The following is a 15,244-nucleotide window of genomic DNA, read 5'->3' on the forward strand; positions in this document are numbered from 1 at the left end:
ATCAGGGCCGCCCCCTTTCGGGCGGCCCTTTTCCGTGGCCGGGCTTGCATGGATTCCGCCTTCCTGCGACATTGCGGGAAACAAGGGGCAAGCCATGGAAACTTGGGCAATTTTTACCGGCGATATCGTGAAATCCTCCGCGATGAGCCGGGCGGAGTTGGATGCCATCTTCGCGCGCCTTGACGACGCCGCCGAGGCGCTGACTGCTTGGCAAGGCCAGCCCGCCCGGATGACCCGTTTTCGTGGAGATGGCTGGCAGATGGCCGTGGCGCCCGCCTTCACCTTCCGCGCAGCCCTCGTGCTACGCGCCACCGTGCGCCGCTGCGGCAAGACCGCCGACACCCGCTTTGGTATCGGGATCGGCCCCGCGCATTTCGCAGGGGACGACCTATCCCGCGCGGACGGAGTGGCACTGGTCAGCTCCGGCCACGCGCTCGACAACATGCCCCGCGCGCGCCGCATGCACGCGCCCGACGCCCCCCTCGCCCTGCGCACGGCCCTGCCCCTCGCCGACCGGATCGCGGGCGGCTGGACCAAGCGCCAAGCCGAGGTCGCCTACTACATGCTGACCCCCGAACCACCCCTGCAGGCGGAGCTTGCGCGGGAGTTCGACCTGACGCAGCAGAGCGTACAGGGCCATGTGGACGCGGCGGGGATAGATGAGTTGCGGGAGGTCTGCGAGGTTCTCGAGGCGCGCAAAACAGCCCTTTAAGCCTGTTTTATCAAATTACAGCCAAATTAGACTGTTAAACACCATAAGAAAACACTTGTCCCGGCTCGCCATGGCTTTTCAAATGGACGCCATCACCAACTACCGGAATTTCTATGACCGAACAGGCCATCGCCACCGCTCTCGCTTGCCTGATCGCTCACTTGCTGGCGGATTTCGTGTTTCAAACCAATGCCATGGTCGCCGCCAAGCGCAAGCCGCAAGTGCTACTGCTCCACGGCGCCATCGTCTTTGCCCTGACCGCATTGGCCCTCGGCGGCAATTTGATCCCCGCCGCCCTCCTCGCGCTTGCCCATACCGCAATTGATGCGCTCAAGACCTACGCCGTGCCGGCGCACCAGCGCGACCGGCTTTGGTCCTACCTTACCGATCAACTCGCCCATCTCATCACCATCGTAGCCCTTGTCCACTATGCCCCCGACGCCTTTGCCCGCGGCATCTGGGCCGACCACAGCAGCATGCTCATCCCGCCCGCCCTGTTTATCGCGGGGCTGATCACCGCGACGCTCGCAGGCGGTCCCGCCGTGGGTGGTTTGATGCTGCCGCACAAGGCGCAGGCCCAACCGGATGGGTTGGAGAATGCGGGCCGGATGATCGGCCTGCTGGAACGCGCGTTGATCTTTCTAATGGTCATGATCGGCGAGCCTGCGGGCATCGGTTTTCTCATCGCGGCAAAGTCGATTCTGCGCTTTGACACCGTGAAAAAGAATCAGAAGATAAGCGAATACGTGATTATCGGCACGCTAGCCTCATTCGGCTGGGCGCTCATCGCCGCCTTCGCCACCAAGGCCGCAATGAATTCCTTCTGACGGCTTGAGATCGCCGCGCCGCACCCCTATCTTGGCGGCATAGGAGATTTGTGATGTTTGGCATTCCCGGCAAGCAAGCCGTTACCATGACCCCCAAAGCCGCTGGCCAGATTGCGAAGTTGATGCAATCAGCGGGCCACGCCGGGCTGCGCATTGGCGTCAAGAAAGGCGGCTGTGCGGGCATGGAATACACCATGGAATACGTCGAAGCGACCGACCCCAATGATGAGGTGGTCGAACAAGACGGCGCGCGGGTGATGATCGCCCCCATGGCGCAGATGTTCCTCTTCGGCACCGAGATCGACTATGAGACAACGTTGCTGGAGTCCGGTTTCAAGTTCCGCAATCCCAATGTGACCGAAGCCTGCGGTTGCGGCGAATCGATCAAATTCGACGAAAGCCTCGGCGCGAAGTAAGCGCGCCGATCTGCCCCGGCCTTGACGAAAGGCCACGGGCCTGCGAACTGATCTGGTAACATTAACAGATCAGGACGGAACCGATGCGCCCCAAAATCGCCGCCGGCAACTGGAAAATGAACGGCACCGCCGCCGCGCTGACAGAGCTTCACAGCCTTGCCACCGGCCTGCCCGAAAACCCGCCGCAGGTCGTGATCTGCCCACCCAGCACCCTCCTCTTTCGCGCGACCGACGCCACCCATGGCAGCCCGATCCAGATCGGTGCACAGGATTGCCATGCCGAAGAAGCGGGCGCCTACACCGGCGATATCTCTGCCGCGATGGTTGCCGACAGCGGGGCCAGCCATGTGATCCTCGGCCATTCCGAGCGCCGCGATGCCCACCGCGAGACCGATGCCGATGTGCAAGCCAAGGCGCGGGCCGCATGGGGTGCCGGTCTCACCGCCATCATCTGCATCGGCGAAAGCGAGGCTGAGCGGGAGGCAGGCCAGACCCTCGACATTATCGGCGCGCAGCTCGACGGCTCCCTCCCCGATGCCGTGGAGGCCGGGAACACCGTCATCGCTTATGAGCCGATTTGGGCCATCGGCACCGGCAAGGTCCCTAGCATTGCGCAGATCAAAGAGGTGCATGACTTCATCCGCACCCGCCTGATCGACCGTTTCGGCGCGGAGATCGGCAATGCGCTCCCCCTGCTCTACGGCGGTTCGGTAAAGGCTGCCAATGCGGTCGAAATCTTTGCCGTCGAAAACGTCGATGGCGCGTTGGTCGGCGGGGCCAGCCTCAAGGCCGAGGATTTCGCGCCCATCGTGACGGCCCTCGCCCAGTCCTAAGCCAATGCGGGGCGGCGAAGACACCCGCCGCCCCGCCCTCTTACAGCGGCAGCATCGTCGTCGATTTGATCTCTTCCATCGACAAAAGCGCCGTGACGTTATGCACCTTCACCTCTGAAATCAGCGCCTGATAAAAGACATCATAGGCCCGCGCGTTCTTGACCCGCACCTTCAGGATATAGTCGATATCCCCCGCCAGACGGTGCGCCTCCTGCACCTCTGGCCGGTCTTTCAACGCCTGCAAAAATGCCGCCTGCCAAGCCGCCTCATGCTCTGACGTGCGGATCAGGACAAAGAAACAGGCCTCGAACCCAAGCGCTTCGGAATCCAGCACCACGGTCTGCTGGCCGATGACCCCGGCCTCGCGCAGTTTGCGTATCCGATTCCACACCGGCGTTTTCGAAGACCCCACTTCACGGGCAATATCGTCCAGCGATTGGCTCGCATCCCGTTGCAGCTGCGCCAAAATCTTCCGGTCAGTCTCATCAATTCGGACAGTCATTCTCTTCTCTCTCGTCCTGGCAGGACGTTCACACTCAACCTGCGGCCAAAGCGAACGCATGTTCTTATCTGCGCCAGCATATAGCCAATTATCGGGAATATTTCCTATATAGGAGGTCACGTCAAACAGAATACAGGGCGCATCATGGATCACTTTCCCATCTTCCTCGCCACCCGCGGGCAAAAGATCCTCCTCTCCGGCGGCGGCGAAGCTGCTCTGGCCAAGCTGCGTCTGCTGATGAAAACCGAAGCGGCGCTGCATGTCTTCGCCCCCGACCCGGCGGCAGAGATCGTAGATTGGCAAGCGGCGGGCAAGCTCACCCTGCACCGTCGCCCCCTCACCGCCGCCGATCTGCCCGGCGCGCGGCTGTTCTACGCGGCGGACGAAGATGACGCGCTGGATGCCGAGAATGCCGCGCTTGCCCATGCCGCGGGCGTGCTGGTCAACATCGTCGACAACCTGCATGACAGCGAATTCATCACCCCCGCCATCGTCGACCGCGATCCCGTGACCGTGGCCATCGGCACCGAAGGCGCCGCCCCGGTGCTGGCCCGCGCCATCAAGGCCGATTTGGAAGAGCGTCTGCCCGTCACCCTCGGCCCGCTAGCGCGGATCGGCAAAGGCTTTCGCAAGCTGGCCGATGCCCTGCCCATGGGCCGCGCGCGCCGTGATTTCTGGCGGGAGTATTATTTTGCAACCGGCCCCCGCGCCATGGCTGAGGGCAATGATACCGTGCGCCCGGCGCTGAAAACCCTGCTGCACACCCACCTCACCCGCAAAGCCCGCGCAGGCCATGTGGCCTTTGTCGGCGGCGGCCCGGGCGACCCGGAACTGCTGACGCTCAAGGCCCGCCGCGCGCTGGATGAGGCCGATGTGGTGATCTACGACCGGCTGATCAGCCCCGAGATCCTCGAACTCGCCCGCCGCGAGGCGCTGATGATCGACGTGGGCAAAGAGGGCTTTGGCCCCTCCACAGCCCAAGAGCATATCAATGCCCTGCTGGTCGAACATGCCCAGAGCGGTGCGCAGGTGGTGCGGTTGAAATCTGGCGATGCCACGGTCTTTGGCCGGCTCGACGAAGAGATCGACGCGGTCGACGCCCATGGCATCGGCTGGCACATCGTGCCCGGCATCACCGCCGCCTCCGCCGCCGTGGCGGGCATCGGGCAGAGCCTGACCAAACGGGGCCGCAATGCCTCGGTCCGCTTCCTCACCGGGCACGACATGAAAGGTTTCGCCGATCACGACTGGGCTGCCCTCGCGCGCCCGAATGAAGTCGCCGCGATCTATATGGGCAAGAAATCCGCCCGTTTCGTCCAAGGCCGCCTGCTGATGCATGGCGCCGACCGCGCCACATCCGTCACCGTGATCGAAAACGCCTCGCGCGCCGATCAGCGGGTGCTGTCGACCACGCTGAACGATCTGCCGCGCGATCTGGCCGATGCCGAAATGACCGGCCCCGCGCTCACCTTCTACGGCCTCGCCCCGCGCGCCGCCGTCCAAGTTGCCACCGAAACCCCGCTAGAGGAGCTGGCCTAACATGCCCAAGCCTTTCACCCCCAAGGTCGTGACCGCCAATGCGCTGCTCGAAGGCGATGTCGTCTATCAAACCGCCACCGGCTGGACCCGTAAACTCGCTGAAGCCGAAGTCCTGACCGATGAAGCCGACGCGGACCTGCGCATGATCGACGCACTAAGCCAGCAGGATCAGGTCGTCGGCGTCTACCTCGCCGATGTGGCCCCCGAAGCGGGCGGCCCCAAGCCCACACACTTCCGCGAAGAGTTCCGCGCCACAGGCCCGTCGAACTACGCCCACGGCAAACAGGAGACCGTCTGATGTACAGCTACACCGAATTCGACGACAAATTCCTCGCCGAGCGCAACGCCCAGTTCCGCGCCCAAGTCGAGCGCCGCATCGACGGCTCGCTCACCGAGGATGAGTTCAAACCCCTACGCCTGATGAACGGCCTCTACCTGCAACTGCACGCCTATATGCTGCGGGTGGCGATCCCCTATGGCACGCTGAACAGCGCCCAGATGGATCAACTCGCCTATATCGCCGAGCGGTGGGACAAGGGCTACGGCCATTTCACCACCCGTCAGAACATCCAGTACAACTGGCCCGAGCTGCGCGACGTGCCCGACATGCTCGACGCGCTGGCCGAGGTGAAACTGCATGCGATCCAGACCTCCGGCAACACGATCCGCAACGTGACGGCAGACCATTTCGCCGGCGCCGCCGCCGATGAGGTCGCCGATCCCCGCCCCGTGGCCGAGTTGATCCGCCAGTGGTCCACCGACCACCCGGAATTCCAGTTCCTGCCGCGCAAGTTCAAGGTCGCCGTCACCGGCGCCGCCGCCGACCGGGCGGTGATCAAAGCCCATGACATCGGCCTGCGCATAGTCGAACGCGATGGCGAGCAGGGTTTTGAAGTTATCGTCGGCGGCGGTCTTGGCCGCACCCCGATGATCGGCAAGGTGCTCTATGAATTTGTCAGCGCCGACGATCTGCTGCCCACGCTCGAAGCCATCGTCAGCGTCTACAACGTGCTCGGTCGCCGCGACAACAAGTATAAGGCGCGCATCAAGATCACCGTGCACGAGAACGGCATCGAAGACATCCGCGCCCGGGTCGATGCGCAATATGCGCTGATCCGCGACCAGTTCACCGGCGTCGACCAGCAAATGCTGTCGCGCATCGAAGCCGATTTCGCAGCACCCGCGTTCAAAACAGCCTCCCTCGGGGCTTACGAATCCGCCTATACCAACGATCCGGTCTTCCGCGCCTGGGCCGATACCAACCTCGCTGCGCACCGCGTGCCGGGCTATGCCATCGTCTCGATCAGCCTCAAGGCCCATGGCGCCACGCCCGGCGACGCGACGGCAGACCAGATGCGCGTGATGGCCGACCTCGCCCGCCGCTTCGGCCATGACGAGCTACGCATCAGCCATGAGCAGAACGTCATCCTGCCCCATGTGCACCGCAGCGACCTGCCCGAACTGCACGCCGCGCTGAAAGAGGCGAAACTTGCCACCGCCAACATCGGCCTGATCTCGGACATCATCGCCTGCCCCGGGATGGATTACTGCGCACTGGCCACCGCGCGTTCCATCCCGATCGCGCAGGAAATCGCCACCCGTTTCGACGAGCTGAAGCTCGAACACGACGTGGGCCCGCTGAAGATCAAAATCTCCGGCTGCATCAACGCCTGCGGCCACCACCACGTGGGCCATATCGGCATCCTCGGCCTCGACCGCGCGGGCGTGGAGAACTACCAGATCACGCTCGGCGGCGACGGCACCGAGGACGCAAGCCTCGGCACCCGCACCGGCCCCGGCTTCTCGGCAGAGGAGATCATCCCCGCCATCGAACGCCTCGTGCGGGGCTATCTCGACCTGCGCAACGATCCCGGCGAGACCTTCCTGCAAGCCTACCGCCGCCTCGGCCTCGCGCCATTCAAAGCCGTGCTCTACCCCGAAGCGGCAGAGAAGGATCGGGCCAATGCCGCTTGACACCCCTGAACTTCATCCTTTCTCAAATACCGATGCGCCGCCCCCCGTGGGGCAGCGCGCGGTCGAGGAAAAGGTGGCACGGCTCAACGCCGACCTGCGCCACCACGGGGCAACGGATGTGATCCGCCGCGCCGATGCAGAGATCGAGAACCTCACCCTCGTCTCCAGCTTCGGCGCGGAATCGGTGGCGCTGTTGCACCTCGCCTCCATGGTCTCGCGGGACATCCCGGTGCTCTTCATCGACACCGAGATGCTCTTTGCCGAAACCCTCGTCTACCAACAGGAACTGAGCGAGCGCCTCGGTCTGCGCAATGTCACCACCCTGCGCAGCGCAGAAATCGCAGCACAGGATCCCGATGGCACGCTGCATCAGTATGACACCGACGCCTGCTGCGCCCTGCGCAAGACCCGGCCCCTGCAAAGCGCACTGGCGGGCTATGACGGCTGGATCACCGGGCGCAAACGTTTTCAATCGGGCAGCCGCGCGACCTTGGAGTTTTTCGAGACCGAGGTCCCCGAAGACGGTGCAGCGCCCCGCATCAAAGTGAACCCGCTGGCCTATTGGGCTAATTCCGATGTGAGCGATTACATCACCGAAAACCGCCTGCCCCGGCATCCGCTGGTGGCCAGGGGCTACCCATCGATCGGCTGCGCGCCCTGCACCTCGCCCGTGGCCCCGGGCGAAGACCCGCGCGCCGGGCGCTGGCGTGATCAGAACAAAGAAGAATGCGGCATCCATTTTGTGAACGGCAAAGTGGTCCGAACAGGAGACAAACCATGAGCGTACTCGTCACCGACACAGGCTTCACCGCCGACGACTGGACCCAAGGCTATTGCGAGGATGGCGCCGCGAACGATTGCCGCGCCGTCGATCTAGCGTCTGACGCCGATGCCCATGCCGTCACCCTGACCCCGGCGCTTGAAATGATCCGCGTGGACTTCCCCTCATTCGCGGATGGGCGCGGCTTTACCATCGCGCGCGTTCTGCGCCTGCGCGGCTACACGGGCCGCCTGCGCGCCCGCGGGCATCTGCTGGCCGATCAATATGCCATGGCCCGCCGCGCCGGGTTCGATGAGGTCGAGATCGACGAGGATCTGGCCGCCCGCCAGCCTGAGGACCAATGGCTGGCCCGCGCCGATTGGCAGGCCCATGACTATCAGTCCCGCCTGCGCGGTGCCGCATCCGGACCGGCGACCGCGGCCAAATAGGCCGCTTCATTGCCCTCCCCCCTTCCTTGCCATAAGTAGAGGCCGCAACCCGATTTGCGGAAACCATGATGACCGAGCAGAGCACAGTGAACCAAACCGCCGCCAAGCCCGTCCCGACATTGCCCGATGCCCAGACCGTGACCTCGGTCACCCACTGGACCGATCAGCTGTTCTCGTTCCGGGTAACCCGGCCCGCTTCCCTGCGCTTTCGCTCGGGTGAGTTCGTGATGATCGGCCTGATGGGCGACCCGCATCCCGAAACCGGCAAGCAAAAACCACTACTGCGCGCCTATTCCATCGCCTCGCCCGCGTGGGACGATGAGTTGGAGTTCTACTCGATCAAGGTGCAAGACGGCCCGCTGACCTCCAAGCTGCAACACATCCAGCCCGGCGATCAGATCATTCTGCGGCCCAAACCCGTGGGCACGCTGGTCCATGACGCGTTGCTGCCCGGCGTCCGGTTGTGGATGTTCGCCACCGGCACCGGCTTTGCCCCCTTCGCAAGCCTGCTGCGCGAGCCTGAGACCTATGAGAAATTCGACGAGGTCATCGTCACCCACACCTGCCGCGACGTGGCAGAGCTTGAGTATGGCCGGCAGTTGATCGAAGGACTGAAGGCTGACGAGCTGATGCAGGAACTCATCGGCCCGGAAAACCTTGCCAAGATTCGCTATTACCCGACCACCACCCGCGAAGAGAGCCCCAAGATGGGCCGGATCACCAACCTTTTGCAGGATGGCACGGTGTTCGAAGATCTGGGCGTGCCCCAAATCAATGCCGCCCATGACCGCGCCATGGTCTGCGGCAGCCTTGGCTTCAACAAGGATATTATGGAGATTCTCGAAGGCTTTGGCCTGACCGAGGGCGCCAATTCCGACCCCCAGCATTTCGTCGTTGAAAAGGCTTTCGTCGGCTGAGCCGAATTAAGCCTTACGAAAGGTCGCAGCGTTACAACCAAGGTGTCGGCGCAGCTTTGCCGACGCTTTGGCAGAACCCTGCGCATCCCGAAAACGCCCCCTTCCGCTGCACTGCGGCAGGGCTTAGCTGACGCCTTGCGAGCGCGGGGGACTGCCGCGCGAAACGCAACCACAGGCGAAAGGCATATCAATGGCGAGCAATGGGACCCCGACCCCAAAGAAAGTCTCCGATCTGGCAACTCAAAAAGCCGACCTGTCCAGCACGGCGCTGATCGGCATCTTCGGCAGCGACAGCACGCCCGGCGCGCTGATCCGCGAAGGTGGCGGTAAAATCTCGCGCGTCGAAGTGGGCGATCAGGTCGCAGGCGGCATCGTCTCCGCCATCGGGCAAGGGACGTTGGTGCTCTCCAGCCGCCGCGGCAATCAAGTGCTGCGCCTGCCGCAGAGCTGAAACCTTGAGGGAGGCGCGGCGCGCGCCTCTTGACCTGCCGCGCGGGGCAGTGCACATCCCGCGCATGAGCAAGACAGCATTGATCACCGGCGCATCGCGCGGCCTTGGGGCCGCATTGGCAGAAGCCTTGGCCCCCACCCATCACATCATCGCGGTCGGTCGCACGACCGGCGCGCTCGAAGAGTTGGACGACCGTATCCAAGCCAAGGGCGGCAGCGCCACCTTGGCGCCGATGGACGTCACCAACGCCGATGCCATGGCCGTGCTGTGCCGGGGCATCCATGACCGCTGGGGCGGGCTTGACCTTTGGCTGCACTGCGCCGTCCATGCCGCCCCGCTGACGCCCACCGATCACATCGACGCCAAGGATATGGAGAAATCCATCGCCGGAAACGTCACCGCCACCGCGCGGCTGATCACCTTTGTCTCGCCGCTTTTGGGGGCGAATGGCACAGCTGTCTTCTTTGACGATCCGCGTGCGGGCACGAAATTCTTCGGCAGCTACGGCGCCACGAAGGCCGCGCAGATCGCGCTGGCGACCTCTTGGCAGGTCGAGACCGCGCAGATCGGCCCCCGTGTCCATATCCTCACGCCCGAGCCGATGCCCACCGCCACCCGCGCCCGCTTCTTCCCAGGCGAAGACCGCGCGGCGCTGAGCGACACCGCCACGCAGGCCGCTGCGGTATTGGCGCAACTGTCGGAAAACTCCGCCTCCTGAACCGCGCGGCACCGGCGCGCTGCGCTTGCCGCCGGTCCGCCCCTCGCCTATCAAGGCAAAAAGGGGCCATTCATGCGTATTTTGATTACAAACGATGACGGCATCAACGCGCCCGGTCTGGCCGTGCTGCGCGCCATTGCCGAGGAACTGGCCGGACCTACGGGCGAGGTCTGGACCGTGGCACCGGCGTTCGAGCAATCCGGCGTGGGCCATTGCATCAGCTACACCAAGCCGATGATGATCACGCGATTGGACGAACGCGTCTTCGCCACCGAAGGCTCCCCCGCCGATTGCGTGCTTGCCGCGATCCACGACACGATGACCGCCGCCCCCCCCGATCTGGTGCTCTCCGGCGTGAACCGGGGCAATAACGCGGCTGAAAACGCGCTCTATTCCGGCACGCTTGGCGGCGCGATCGAGGCGGCGTTGCAAGGTTTGCCCGCCATCGCCCTGTCGCAATACTACGGCCCCGCCAACCGCGATCTCGCCGATCCATTTGAGGCCGCCGCCCAGCACGGCGCCGAGACCTGCCGCCGCATTTTGGACCACAGCCCCAAGGAAGACGCGGCCTATGGGCTTTTCTACAACGTGAACTTCCCGCCCGTAGCGGGCGCTGATGTGCGTGGCATCCGGCTGGCCCCTCAGGGCCGCCGCCCCGGCACCGGGTTTTCGACCGAAGCACATCTGTCGCCCTCGGGCCGCCGCTTTTTGTGGATCAAGGGCGGCGATCAGCGCGTGCAAACGGCACCGGGCAGCGATGCCTGCGTCAACCTTGACGGCTATGTCTCAGTCACCCCGATGCGCTGCGACCTGACGGATCACGCAGCCCTCGAAACGCTGGCGGGCATCAACGGATGAATGAGCCACCCATCTCTGAAGCGGAACGCAAGATGCAGTTCCTCTACGCGCTGCGCTCCAAGGGCGTGACCGATGCGCGTGTGCTCACAGCGATGGAAGCGATCGATCGCGGCCCCTTCATTCGCGGCCTCTTTGCCAGCCGCGCCTATGAGGACATGCCCCTGCCCATCGCCTGCGGCCAGACCATCAGCCAGCCCTCTGTCGTGGGGCTCATGAGCCAAGCTTTGCAGGTGTCGTCGCGCGATAAGGTGCTCGAAATCGGCACCGGCTCGGGCTATCAGGCCGCGATCCTCAGCAAGCTTGCCCGGCGGGTCTATACCATCGACCGGCACCGCCGTCTGGTGCAAGAGGCGCGCGGCGTCTTCGAGGCGATGGATCTGACCAATATCACCGCGATCACCGCCGATGGCAGCTTTGGCCTTGCCGAACAGGCCCCCTTTGACCGGATCATCGTGACCGCCGCCGCCGAAGACCCGCCCGGCCCCCTGCTGGCGCAGTTGAAGGAAGGCGGCATCATGGTACTGCCCGTCGGCCAATCCGACACGGTCCAACACCTCATCCGCGTGCGAAAGACCGCTGATGGGCTGGAATACGACGAATTGCGTGCCGTGCGCTTTGTCCCCCTGCTGGAAGGCTTGGGCAAGGACGGCTAATAGGTTACAGAGACACGGACAACGCCCCATACCGTCTGGGGGCGAAGATGAGGACTTGCAGATGCGCCAAACACGCTTGCGCCGCCCCATGCGGCTGACCCTAATGGCCGGGACCAGTGCGATACTGCTGGCAGGTTGCGAAAATCAGCCCTTGGATTACGACATGCGCAGCACCTTTGGCGATGGGTTCTCCACCGCCGAAGCCGCGCGCGGGCCTTTGGCAGACCGGCCCAAGCCCGACGCCCGGGGCGTGATCTCTTATCCCAACTACCAAGTCGTCGTCGCCCGCCGGGGCGATACGCTGAAAGACGTGGCCGCGCGTGTGGGCGCCGACAGCGGCGAATTGGCCCGCTACAACGGGATCGATCAGGGCGTCCCGCTCCGCCAGGGTGAGATCATCGCCCTGCCCCGCCGCGTCTCTGAGCCTGCGCCCGGCACCAATGGCGCCGTGGACATTACCACCCTTGCCGGCAGCGCCATCGACCGCGCCCCGGCGACCCCCAGCGTGCAGACCCAAAGCCTGCCGCCCGCAGGCACCACCAGCACGCCCGCGCCGCAGCCCGCAGCACCGCAGGCGAAAGAGCCTGTGCGCCACCGGGTCGAGCGGGGCGAGACCGCCTATACCGTGGCGCGTCTTTACAACGTGCCGGTCAAGGCACTGGCCGAGTGGAACGGCCTCGGCCCAGATTTCGCGATCCGCGAGGGCCAATTCCTGCTGATCCCGGTCGAGAAACAGGCGCCCCCGCGTCAGGCGACCAACACCGCGTCGAGCGCCGCCGCCTCACGCCCCGTGCAGCCGGTCACCAGCGCGCCCGGCGCAGGCACCCCCACGCCGACGCCGCCCTCTGCCGCCAAACCGCTGCCGCAGGATGAGACCGCACAGCCCCTGCCGCCCAAGGTCGAGCCGAAAGAGCCTGTGGCCGATGTGGGCAAGCCCACCGCCCCGGCAAAGGCCACCAAGATGACACCCCCGGTCCAAGGCTCCATCATCCGCGCCTATTCCAAGGGCAAGAACGAGGGCATTAACATCAAAGGCAGCCCCGGCGGGCCGGTGAAAGCCGCCGAGGCGGGCACCGTCGCCGCGATCACCAAGAGCGCCGAGGGCATCCCGATCGTCGTGGTGCGCCATGCCAACAACCTGCTCACGGTCTATGCGAATGTCGACGGCGTGAATGTCGCCAAGGGCGATAGTGTCAGCCGGGGTCAGCAGATCGCCAAACTGCGCGGCGGATCGGAATCGCATGTGCATTTCGAGGTGCGCAAAGGCTTTGAGAGCGTCGATCCGACGCCCTATATTCAGTAACCAAACGACAAAGGGCCCGCAGAATATGCGGGCCCTTTCGCCAATACCGTCCGGCGCTCAACCGCCCGAAACGGGAACGCCTTTTCGGCCCGCCAAATCCACGAAATACTGCCAGGCCACCCGGCCCGAGCGGGCGCCGCGTGTGGCCTGCCATTCGACAGCCTCGGCGCGCAATGTGTCGTCGTCGATCTCCACGCCGAAGGCATCGCAATAGCCGCGGATCATCGCCAGATATTGGTCCTGATCGCAGGGATGGAACCCCAGCCAGAGCCCGAACCGGTCAGAGAGAGAGACCTTTTCCTCGACCGCTTCGGAAGGATTGATCGCGCTGCCGCGCTCGTTCTCGATCATGTCGCGCGGCATCAAGTGGCGGCGGTTCGATGTGGCATAGAGCACGACATTCTCGGGCCGCCCTTCGATGCCCCCATCCAACACGGCCTTCAGCGATTTGTAATGCGCGTCGTCATGGCCAAAGCTGAGGTCGTCGCAAAACAGGATGAACCGCTGCGAGGCCCCGCGCAGGAGGGACAGAAGCCGCCCGACCGACGGCAGGTCTTCGCGCTGCAATTCAACGATGCGCAATGCTTCATGTGATGCTTGAACGTCCGCGTGTATCGCTTTGACAAGGCTGGATTTCCCCATGCCTCGAGCGCCCCAAAGAAGCGCGTTGTTCGCAGGCAACCCCGCTGCAAATTGGCGGGTGTTGGCCAAGAGCGTATCCCGCGCCCGATCCACACCCACCAAAAGCGGCAGGTCGATCCGCGCGACCTGCGGCACGGGCATCAGACGGTCGGGGTCGGTGTGCCAGACGAAGGCAGTGGCCGCATCGAAGTCCGGCGCGGCGAGCGGCGCGGGAGACATACGCTCCAGCGCCGCCGCGATACGGTCCATCGGATCATTGATCACAGCAGGTCTTCCTCGTCTTCGTCGTCAAAGTAGCCCTCTTCGCGCAGCTTTTCGTTGCGCTTTGTCTCGACCCGGCGCACGAGGAAGATCGAGATTTCGTAAAGGCCATAAACCACCACGAAAAGGATCACCTGCGTAATCACATCCGGCGGGGTGACCAGCGCGGCCAGCACGAGGATCGCCACCACCGCATATTTGCGCACATTGGCCAGACCTTCGGAACTGACCAGCCCCGCCTTGCCCATCAGCGTCAGCAGAACCGGGAGCTGGAAACACAGGCCAAAGGCCACGATGAATTTGATCGTGAGCGACAGATACTCCTGCGCCGAGCCTTGGAAGGCGATGGCGGCAATGCCGTTTTCACCATCCGGCCCACCGACCAGCGTGCCGGCCTGTTGGAAGCCAAGGAAGAAGTCGAAGGCCAGCGGCGTGACGACGTAAAAGGCGAAAGCCGCGCCAAGGAAGAACATCACTGGCGAGGAAATCAGGAAGGGCAGAAAGGCCCCCTTCTCGTTCTTGTAAAGCCCCGGCGCCACGAAGCGCCACAGCTGGTAGCTGATGAAGGGGAAGCCCAGCACCAGACCGCCCAGAAGCGAGATCGAGATGGCGACGAAGAACCCCTCTTGCAGCTTGATCAGGATCAGCCCGCAATCTTCCTGCCCCCGTTCCGCCATGGCCGAGCAAAGCGGTTCGGTCAGGAAGTTGAAGATCGGGTTCCAGACGGTAAAGCAGATCACCATCCCGATGATGAAGGCGATGACCGAATGGATGAGCCGCGTGCGCAGCTCGGCCAGATGCTCGATCAACGGGGCGGAACTGTCGTCGATCTCGTCATAATCGTCGGTGGCGCTCATTCAACTCACTCTTTCTTGGCGGCAGCTTTGGGTGCCGTTGAGGTCTTGGCGGCGGCATCGTCCGATGCCGCTTGGGCCTGACCTGCGTCTTTTTCGATCACAGGCCGCGCCGGGGCTTCCTTGGCGGGGGCGGCGTCCGAAAGCTTCGCCTCTGCCGCTTCGGCCTCGGCCATGGCTTCCGCCGCTTCGCGTTGCTTGCGTTCGGCGGCGGCCCGCGCGGTGCTGGCTCGGATCTTCTTCACATCCTCGGCCTTTTGCGCCGCCAGTTTGCCAGTCTCGCTCTCAGGGTCGAAATTGGTCAGTGACCGGGTCGCGTCCTTGACCTCATCCATGGCGCTGCCCAGCGGGTTGCTGGCCGTTTTGAGCGATTTGTTCAGCGACGATGACATCTCGCGCATGCCGCTTTCATCGGCGGCATCGTTCATCGCTTGACTGAATTCACGCGCCATGCCTTTGGCCTTGCCCACGAATTGCCCGACGCGCCGAAACAGCACGGGCAAGTCCTTGGGGCCGACCACGATCAGGGCCACCACGCCGATGACTAAAAGTTCCGTCCAACCCAGATCGAACAT

At 64.0% G+C, this 15,244-nt stretch carries 19 protein-coding genes; 15 read left to right on the forward strand and 4 right to left on the reverse strand.

The annotated features are described in order from the left end of the window. Positions 1–94 precede the first annotated feature (94 nt). The 4 genes from ACGYLI_RS00190 to tpiA all read left to right on the forward strand — a co-directional run bounded on the left by ACGYLI_RS00190 (position 95) and on the right by tpiA (position 2,788). Entirely contained in the window at positions 95–712 is a 618-nt protein-coding gene (locus ACGYLI_RS00190) for a hypothetical protein (RefSeq protein ID WP_394416203.1), read from the forward strand. Between the two features lie 113 nt (positions 713–825). Then, positions 826–1,539: a DUF3307 domain-containing protein gene (locus ACGYLI_RS00195; RefSeq protein WP_271693478.1), complete on the forward strand. Its 714-nt coding sequence runs from the start codon at positions 826–828 to the stop codon at positions 1,537–1,539. Positions 1,540–1,592: 53 nt separating this feature from the next. After that, positions 1,593–1,955, forward strand: a complete 363-nt coding sequence (locus ACGYLI_RS00200) for an iron-sulfur cluster assembly accessory protein (protein ID WP_067265014.1) — start codon at positions 1,593–1,595, stop codon at positions 1,953–1,955. An 83-nt stretch (positions 1,956–2,038) separates the two neighbouring features. Next, complete coding sequence (tpiA, locus tag ACGYLI_RS00205; protein WP_394416205.1) at positions 2,039–2,788, forward strand: triose-phosphate isomerase; 750 nt, start codon at positions 2,039–2,041, stop codon at positions 2,786–2,788. Positions 2,789–2,828: 40 nt separating this feature from the next. Here tpiA and ACGYLI_RS00210 read toward each other — a convergent pair whose 3' ends face one another. Then, on the reverse strand, positions 2,829–3,290 hold the full coding sequence (locus ACGYLI_RS00210; RefSeq protein WP_067265010.1) for an Lrp/AsnC family transcriptional regulator: 462 nt from the start codon (positions 3,288–3,290) through the stop codon (positions 2,829–2,831). A 144-nt stretch (positions 3,291–3,434) separates the two neighbouring features. On the opposite strand from ACGYLI_RS00210, the gene cysG reads away from it, so the two are divergent. From cysG to ACGYLI_RS00265, 11 genes are all read left to right on the forward strand, one after another. Beyond that, a complete protein-coding gene (gene cysG, locus ACGYLI_RS00215; protein WP_394416207.1) occupies positions 3,435–4,829 on the forward strand; it encodes a siroheme synthase CysG in 1,395 nt (464 codons plus the stop codon). 1 nt (position 4,830) lies between these two features. Then, positions 4,831–5,127, forward strand: coding sequence for a DUF2849 domain-containing protein (locus ACGYLI_RS00220; protein WP_394416209.1), 297 nt, complete (start codon positions 4,831–4,833; stop codon positions 5,125–5,127). After that, a complete protein-coding gene (locus ACGYLI_RS00225; RefSeq protein WP_394416211.1) occupies positions 5,127–6,803 on the forward strand; it encodes a nitrite/sulfite reductase in 1,677 nt (558 codons plus the stop codon). The genes ACGYLI_RS00220 and ACGYLI_RS00225 overlap by 1 nt, the downstream gene beginning before the upstream one ends. Next, entirely contained in the window at positions 6,793–7,584 is a 792-nt protein-coding gene (locus ACGYLI_RS00230) for a phosphoadenylyl-sulfate reductase (protein WP_394416213.1), read from the forward strand. The genes ACGYLI_RS00225 and ACGYLI_RS00230 overlap by 11 nt, the downstream gene beginning before the upstream one ends. Continuing rightward, positions 7,581–8,012, forward strand: coding sequence for a DUF934 domain-containing protein (locus ACGYLI_RS00235; RefSeq protein ID WP_394416215.1), 432 nt, complete (start codon positions 7,581–7,583; stop codon positions 8,010–8,012). The genes ACGYLI_RS00230 and ACGYLI_RS00235 overlap by 4 nt, the downstream gene beginning before the upstream one ends. Before the next feature lie 68 nt (positions 8,013–8,080). Then, positions 8,081–8,929 (forward strand): ferredoxin--NADP reductase, encoded by an 849-nt coding sequence (locus ACGYLI_RS00240; RefSeq protein ID WP_394416217.1) that lies wholly within the window; start codon positions 8,081–8,083, stop codon positions 8,927–8,929. 190 nt (positions 8,930–9,119) lie between these two features. Then, a complete protein-coding gene (locus tag ACGYLI_RS00245) occupies positions 9,120–9,380 on the forward strand; it encodes a pilus assembly protein PilZ (protein ID WP_394416219.1) in 261 nt (86 codons plus the stop codon). A 64-nt stretch (positions 9,381–9,444) separates the two neighbouring features. Beyond that, a complete protein-coding gene (locus ACGYLI_RS00250; protein WP_394416221.1) occupies positions 9,445–10,098 on the forward strand; it encodes an SDR family NAD(P)-dependent oxidoreductase in 654 nt (217 codons plus the stop codon). A gap of 72 nt (positions 10,099–10,170) precedes the next feature. Beyond that, a complete protein-coding gene (gene surE, locus ACGYLI_RS00255) occupies positions 10,171–10,956 on the forward strand; it encodes a 5'/3'-nucleotidase SurE (RefSeq protein WP_394416223.1) in 786 nt (261 codons plus the stop codon). Further along, complete coding sequence (locus tag ACGYLI_RS00260; RefSeq protein ID WP_067267929.1) at positions 10,953–11,609, forward strand: protein-L-isoaspartate(D-aspartate) O-methyltransferase; 657 nt, start codon at positions 10,953–10,955, stop codon at positions 11,607–11,609. Before surE ends, ACGYLI_RS00260 begins: the two co-directional genes overlap by 4 nt. Positions 11,610–11,670: 61 nt before the next feature. Continuing rightward, positions 11,671–12,912 carry a M23 family metallopeptidase gene (locus tag ACGYLI_RS00265; protein WP_271693468.1) on the forward strand — a complete coding sequence of 414 codons (1,242 nt, stop codon included), beginning with the start codon at positions 11,671–11,673 and terminating at the stop codon, positions 12,910–12,912. A gap of 57 nt (positions 12,913–12,969) precedes the next feature. Here the strand turns inward: ACGYLI_RS00265 and ACGYLI_RS00270 are convergent, their stop codons facing one another. From ACGYLI_RS00270 to tatB, 3 genes are read right to left on the reverse strand one after another with little or no spacing between them, the layout of a single operon-like run. Next, positions 12,970–13,818, reverse strand: a complete 849-nt coding sequence (locus tag ACGYLI_RS00270) for an ATP-binding protein (protein ID WP_394416225.1) — start codon at positions 13,816–13,818, stop codon at positions 12,970–12,972. Continuing rightward, positions 13,815–14,672, reverse strand: a complete 858-nt coding sequence (gene tatC / locus ACGYLI_RS00275) for a twin-arginine translocase subunit TatC (protein WP_067267932.1) — start codon at positions 14,670–14,672, stop codon at positions 13,815–13,817. The genes ACGYLI_RS00270 and tatC overlap by 4 nt, the downstream gene beginning before the upstream one ends. A 5-nt stretch (positions 14,673–14,677) precedes the next feature. Next, the gene (gene tatB, locus ACGYLI_RS00280; protein WP_394416227.1) at positions 14,678–15,244 is read right to left on the reverse strand and encodes a Sec-independent protein translocase protein TatB; all 567 of its coding nucleotides are present in this window, start codon (positions 15,242–15,244) and stop codon (positions 14,678–14,680) included.

Origin of the sequence: Sulfitobacter sp. 1A13421, from assembly GCF_043557285.1 — a bacterium.
Taxonomy (GTDB): Bacteria; Pseudomonadota; Alphaproteobacteria; order Rhodobacterales; family Rhodobacteraceae; genus Sulfitobacter; species Sulfitobacter faviae.

Excerpts from the sequence above, each read along its gene's own strand:
- ACGYLI_RS00190 (WP_394416203.1), top strand. The coding sequence starts at position 95 with ATGGAAACTTGGGCAATTTTTACCGGCGATATCGTGAAATCCTCCGCG.
- ACGYLI_RS00195 (WP_271693478.1), top strand. The coding sequence starts at position 826 with ATGACCGAACAGGCCATCGCCACCGCTCTCGCTTGCCTGATCGCTCAC.
- ACGYLI_RS00200 (WP_067265014.1), top strand. The coding sequence starts at position 1,593 with ATGTTTGGCATTCCCGGCAAGCAAGCCGTTACCATGACCCCCAAAGCC.
- tpiA (WP_394416205.1), top strand. The coding sequence starts at position 2,039 with ATGCGCCCCAAAATCGCCGCCGGCAACTGGAAAATGAACGGCACCGCC.
- ACGYLI_RS00210 (WP_067265010.1), bottom strand. The coding sequence starts at position 3,290 with ATGACTGTCCGAATTGATGAGACTGACCGGAAGATTTTGGCGCAGCTG.
- cysG (WP_394416207.1), top strand. The coding sequence starts at position 3,435 with ATGGATCACTTTCCCATCTTCCTCGCCACCCGCGGGCAAAAGATCCTC.
- ACGYLI_RS00220 (WP_394416209.1), top strand. The coding sequence starts at position 4,831 with ATGCCCAAGCCTTTCACCCCCAAGGTCGTGACCGCCAATGCGCTGCTC.
- ACGYLI_RS00225 (WP_394416211.1), top strand. The coding sequence starts at position 5,127 with ATGTACAGCTACACCGAATTCGACGACAAATTCCTCGCCGAGCGCAAC.
- ACGYLI_RS00230 (WP_394416213.1), top strand. The coding sequence starts at position 6,793 with ATGCCGCTTGACACCCCTGAACTTCATCCTTTCTCAAATACCGATGCG.
- ACGYLI_RS00235 (WP_394416215.1), top strand. The coding sequence starts at position 7,581 with ATGAGCGTACTCGTCACCGACACAGGCTTCACCGCCGACGACTGGACC.
- ACGYLI_RS00240 (WP_394416217.1), top strand. The coding sequence starts at position 8,081 with ATGACCGAGCAGAGCACAGTGAACCAAACCGCCGCCAAGCCCGTCCCG.
- ACGYLI_RS00245 (WP_394416219.1), top strand. The coding sequence starts at position 9,120 with ATGGCGAGCAATGGGACCCCGACCCCAAAGAAAGTCTCCGATCTGGCA.
- ACGYLI_RS00250 (WP_394416221.1), top strand. The coding sequence starts at position 9,445 with ATGAGCAAGACAGCATTGATCACCGGCGCATCGCGCGGCCTTGGGGCC.
- surE (WP_394416223.1), top strand. The coding sequence starts at position 10,171 with ATGCGTATTTTGATTACAAACGATGACGGCATCAACGCGCCCGGTCTG.
- ACGYLI_RS00260 (WP_067267929.1), top strand. The coding sequence starts at position 10,953 with ATGAATGAGCCACCCATCTCTGAAGCGGAACGCAAGATGCAGTTCCTC.
- ACGYLI_RS00265 (WP_271693468.1), top strand. The coding sequence starts at position 11,671 with ATGCGCCAAACACGCTTGCGCCGCCCCATGCGGCTGACCCTAATGGCC.
- tatC (WP_067267932.1), bottom strand. The coding sequence starts at position 14,672 with ATGAGCGCCACCGACGATTATGACGAGATCGACGACAGTTCCGCCCCG.
- tatB (WP_394416227.1), bottom strand. The coding sequence starts at position 15,244 with ATGTTCGATCTGGGTTGGACGGAACTTTTAGTCATCGGCGTGGTGGCC.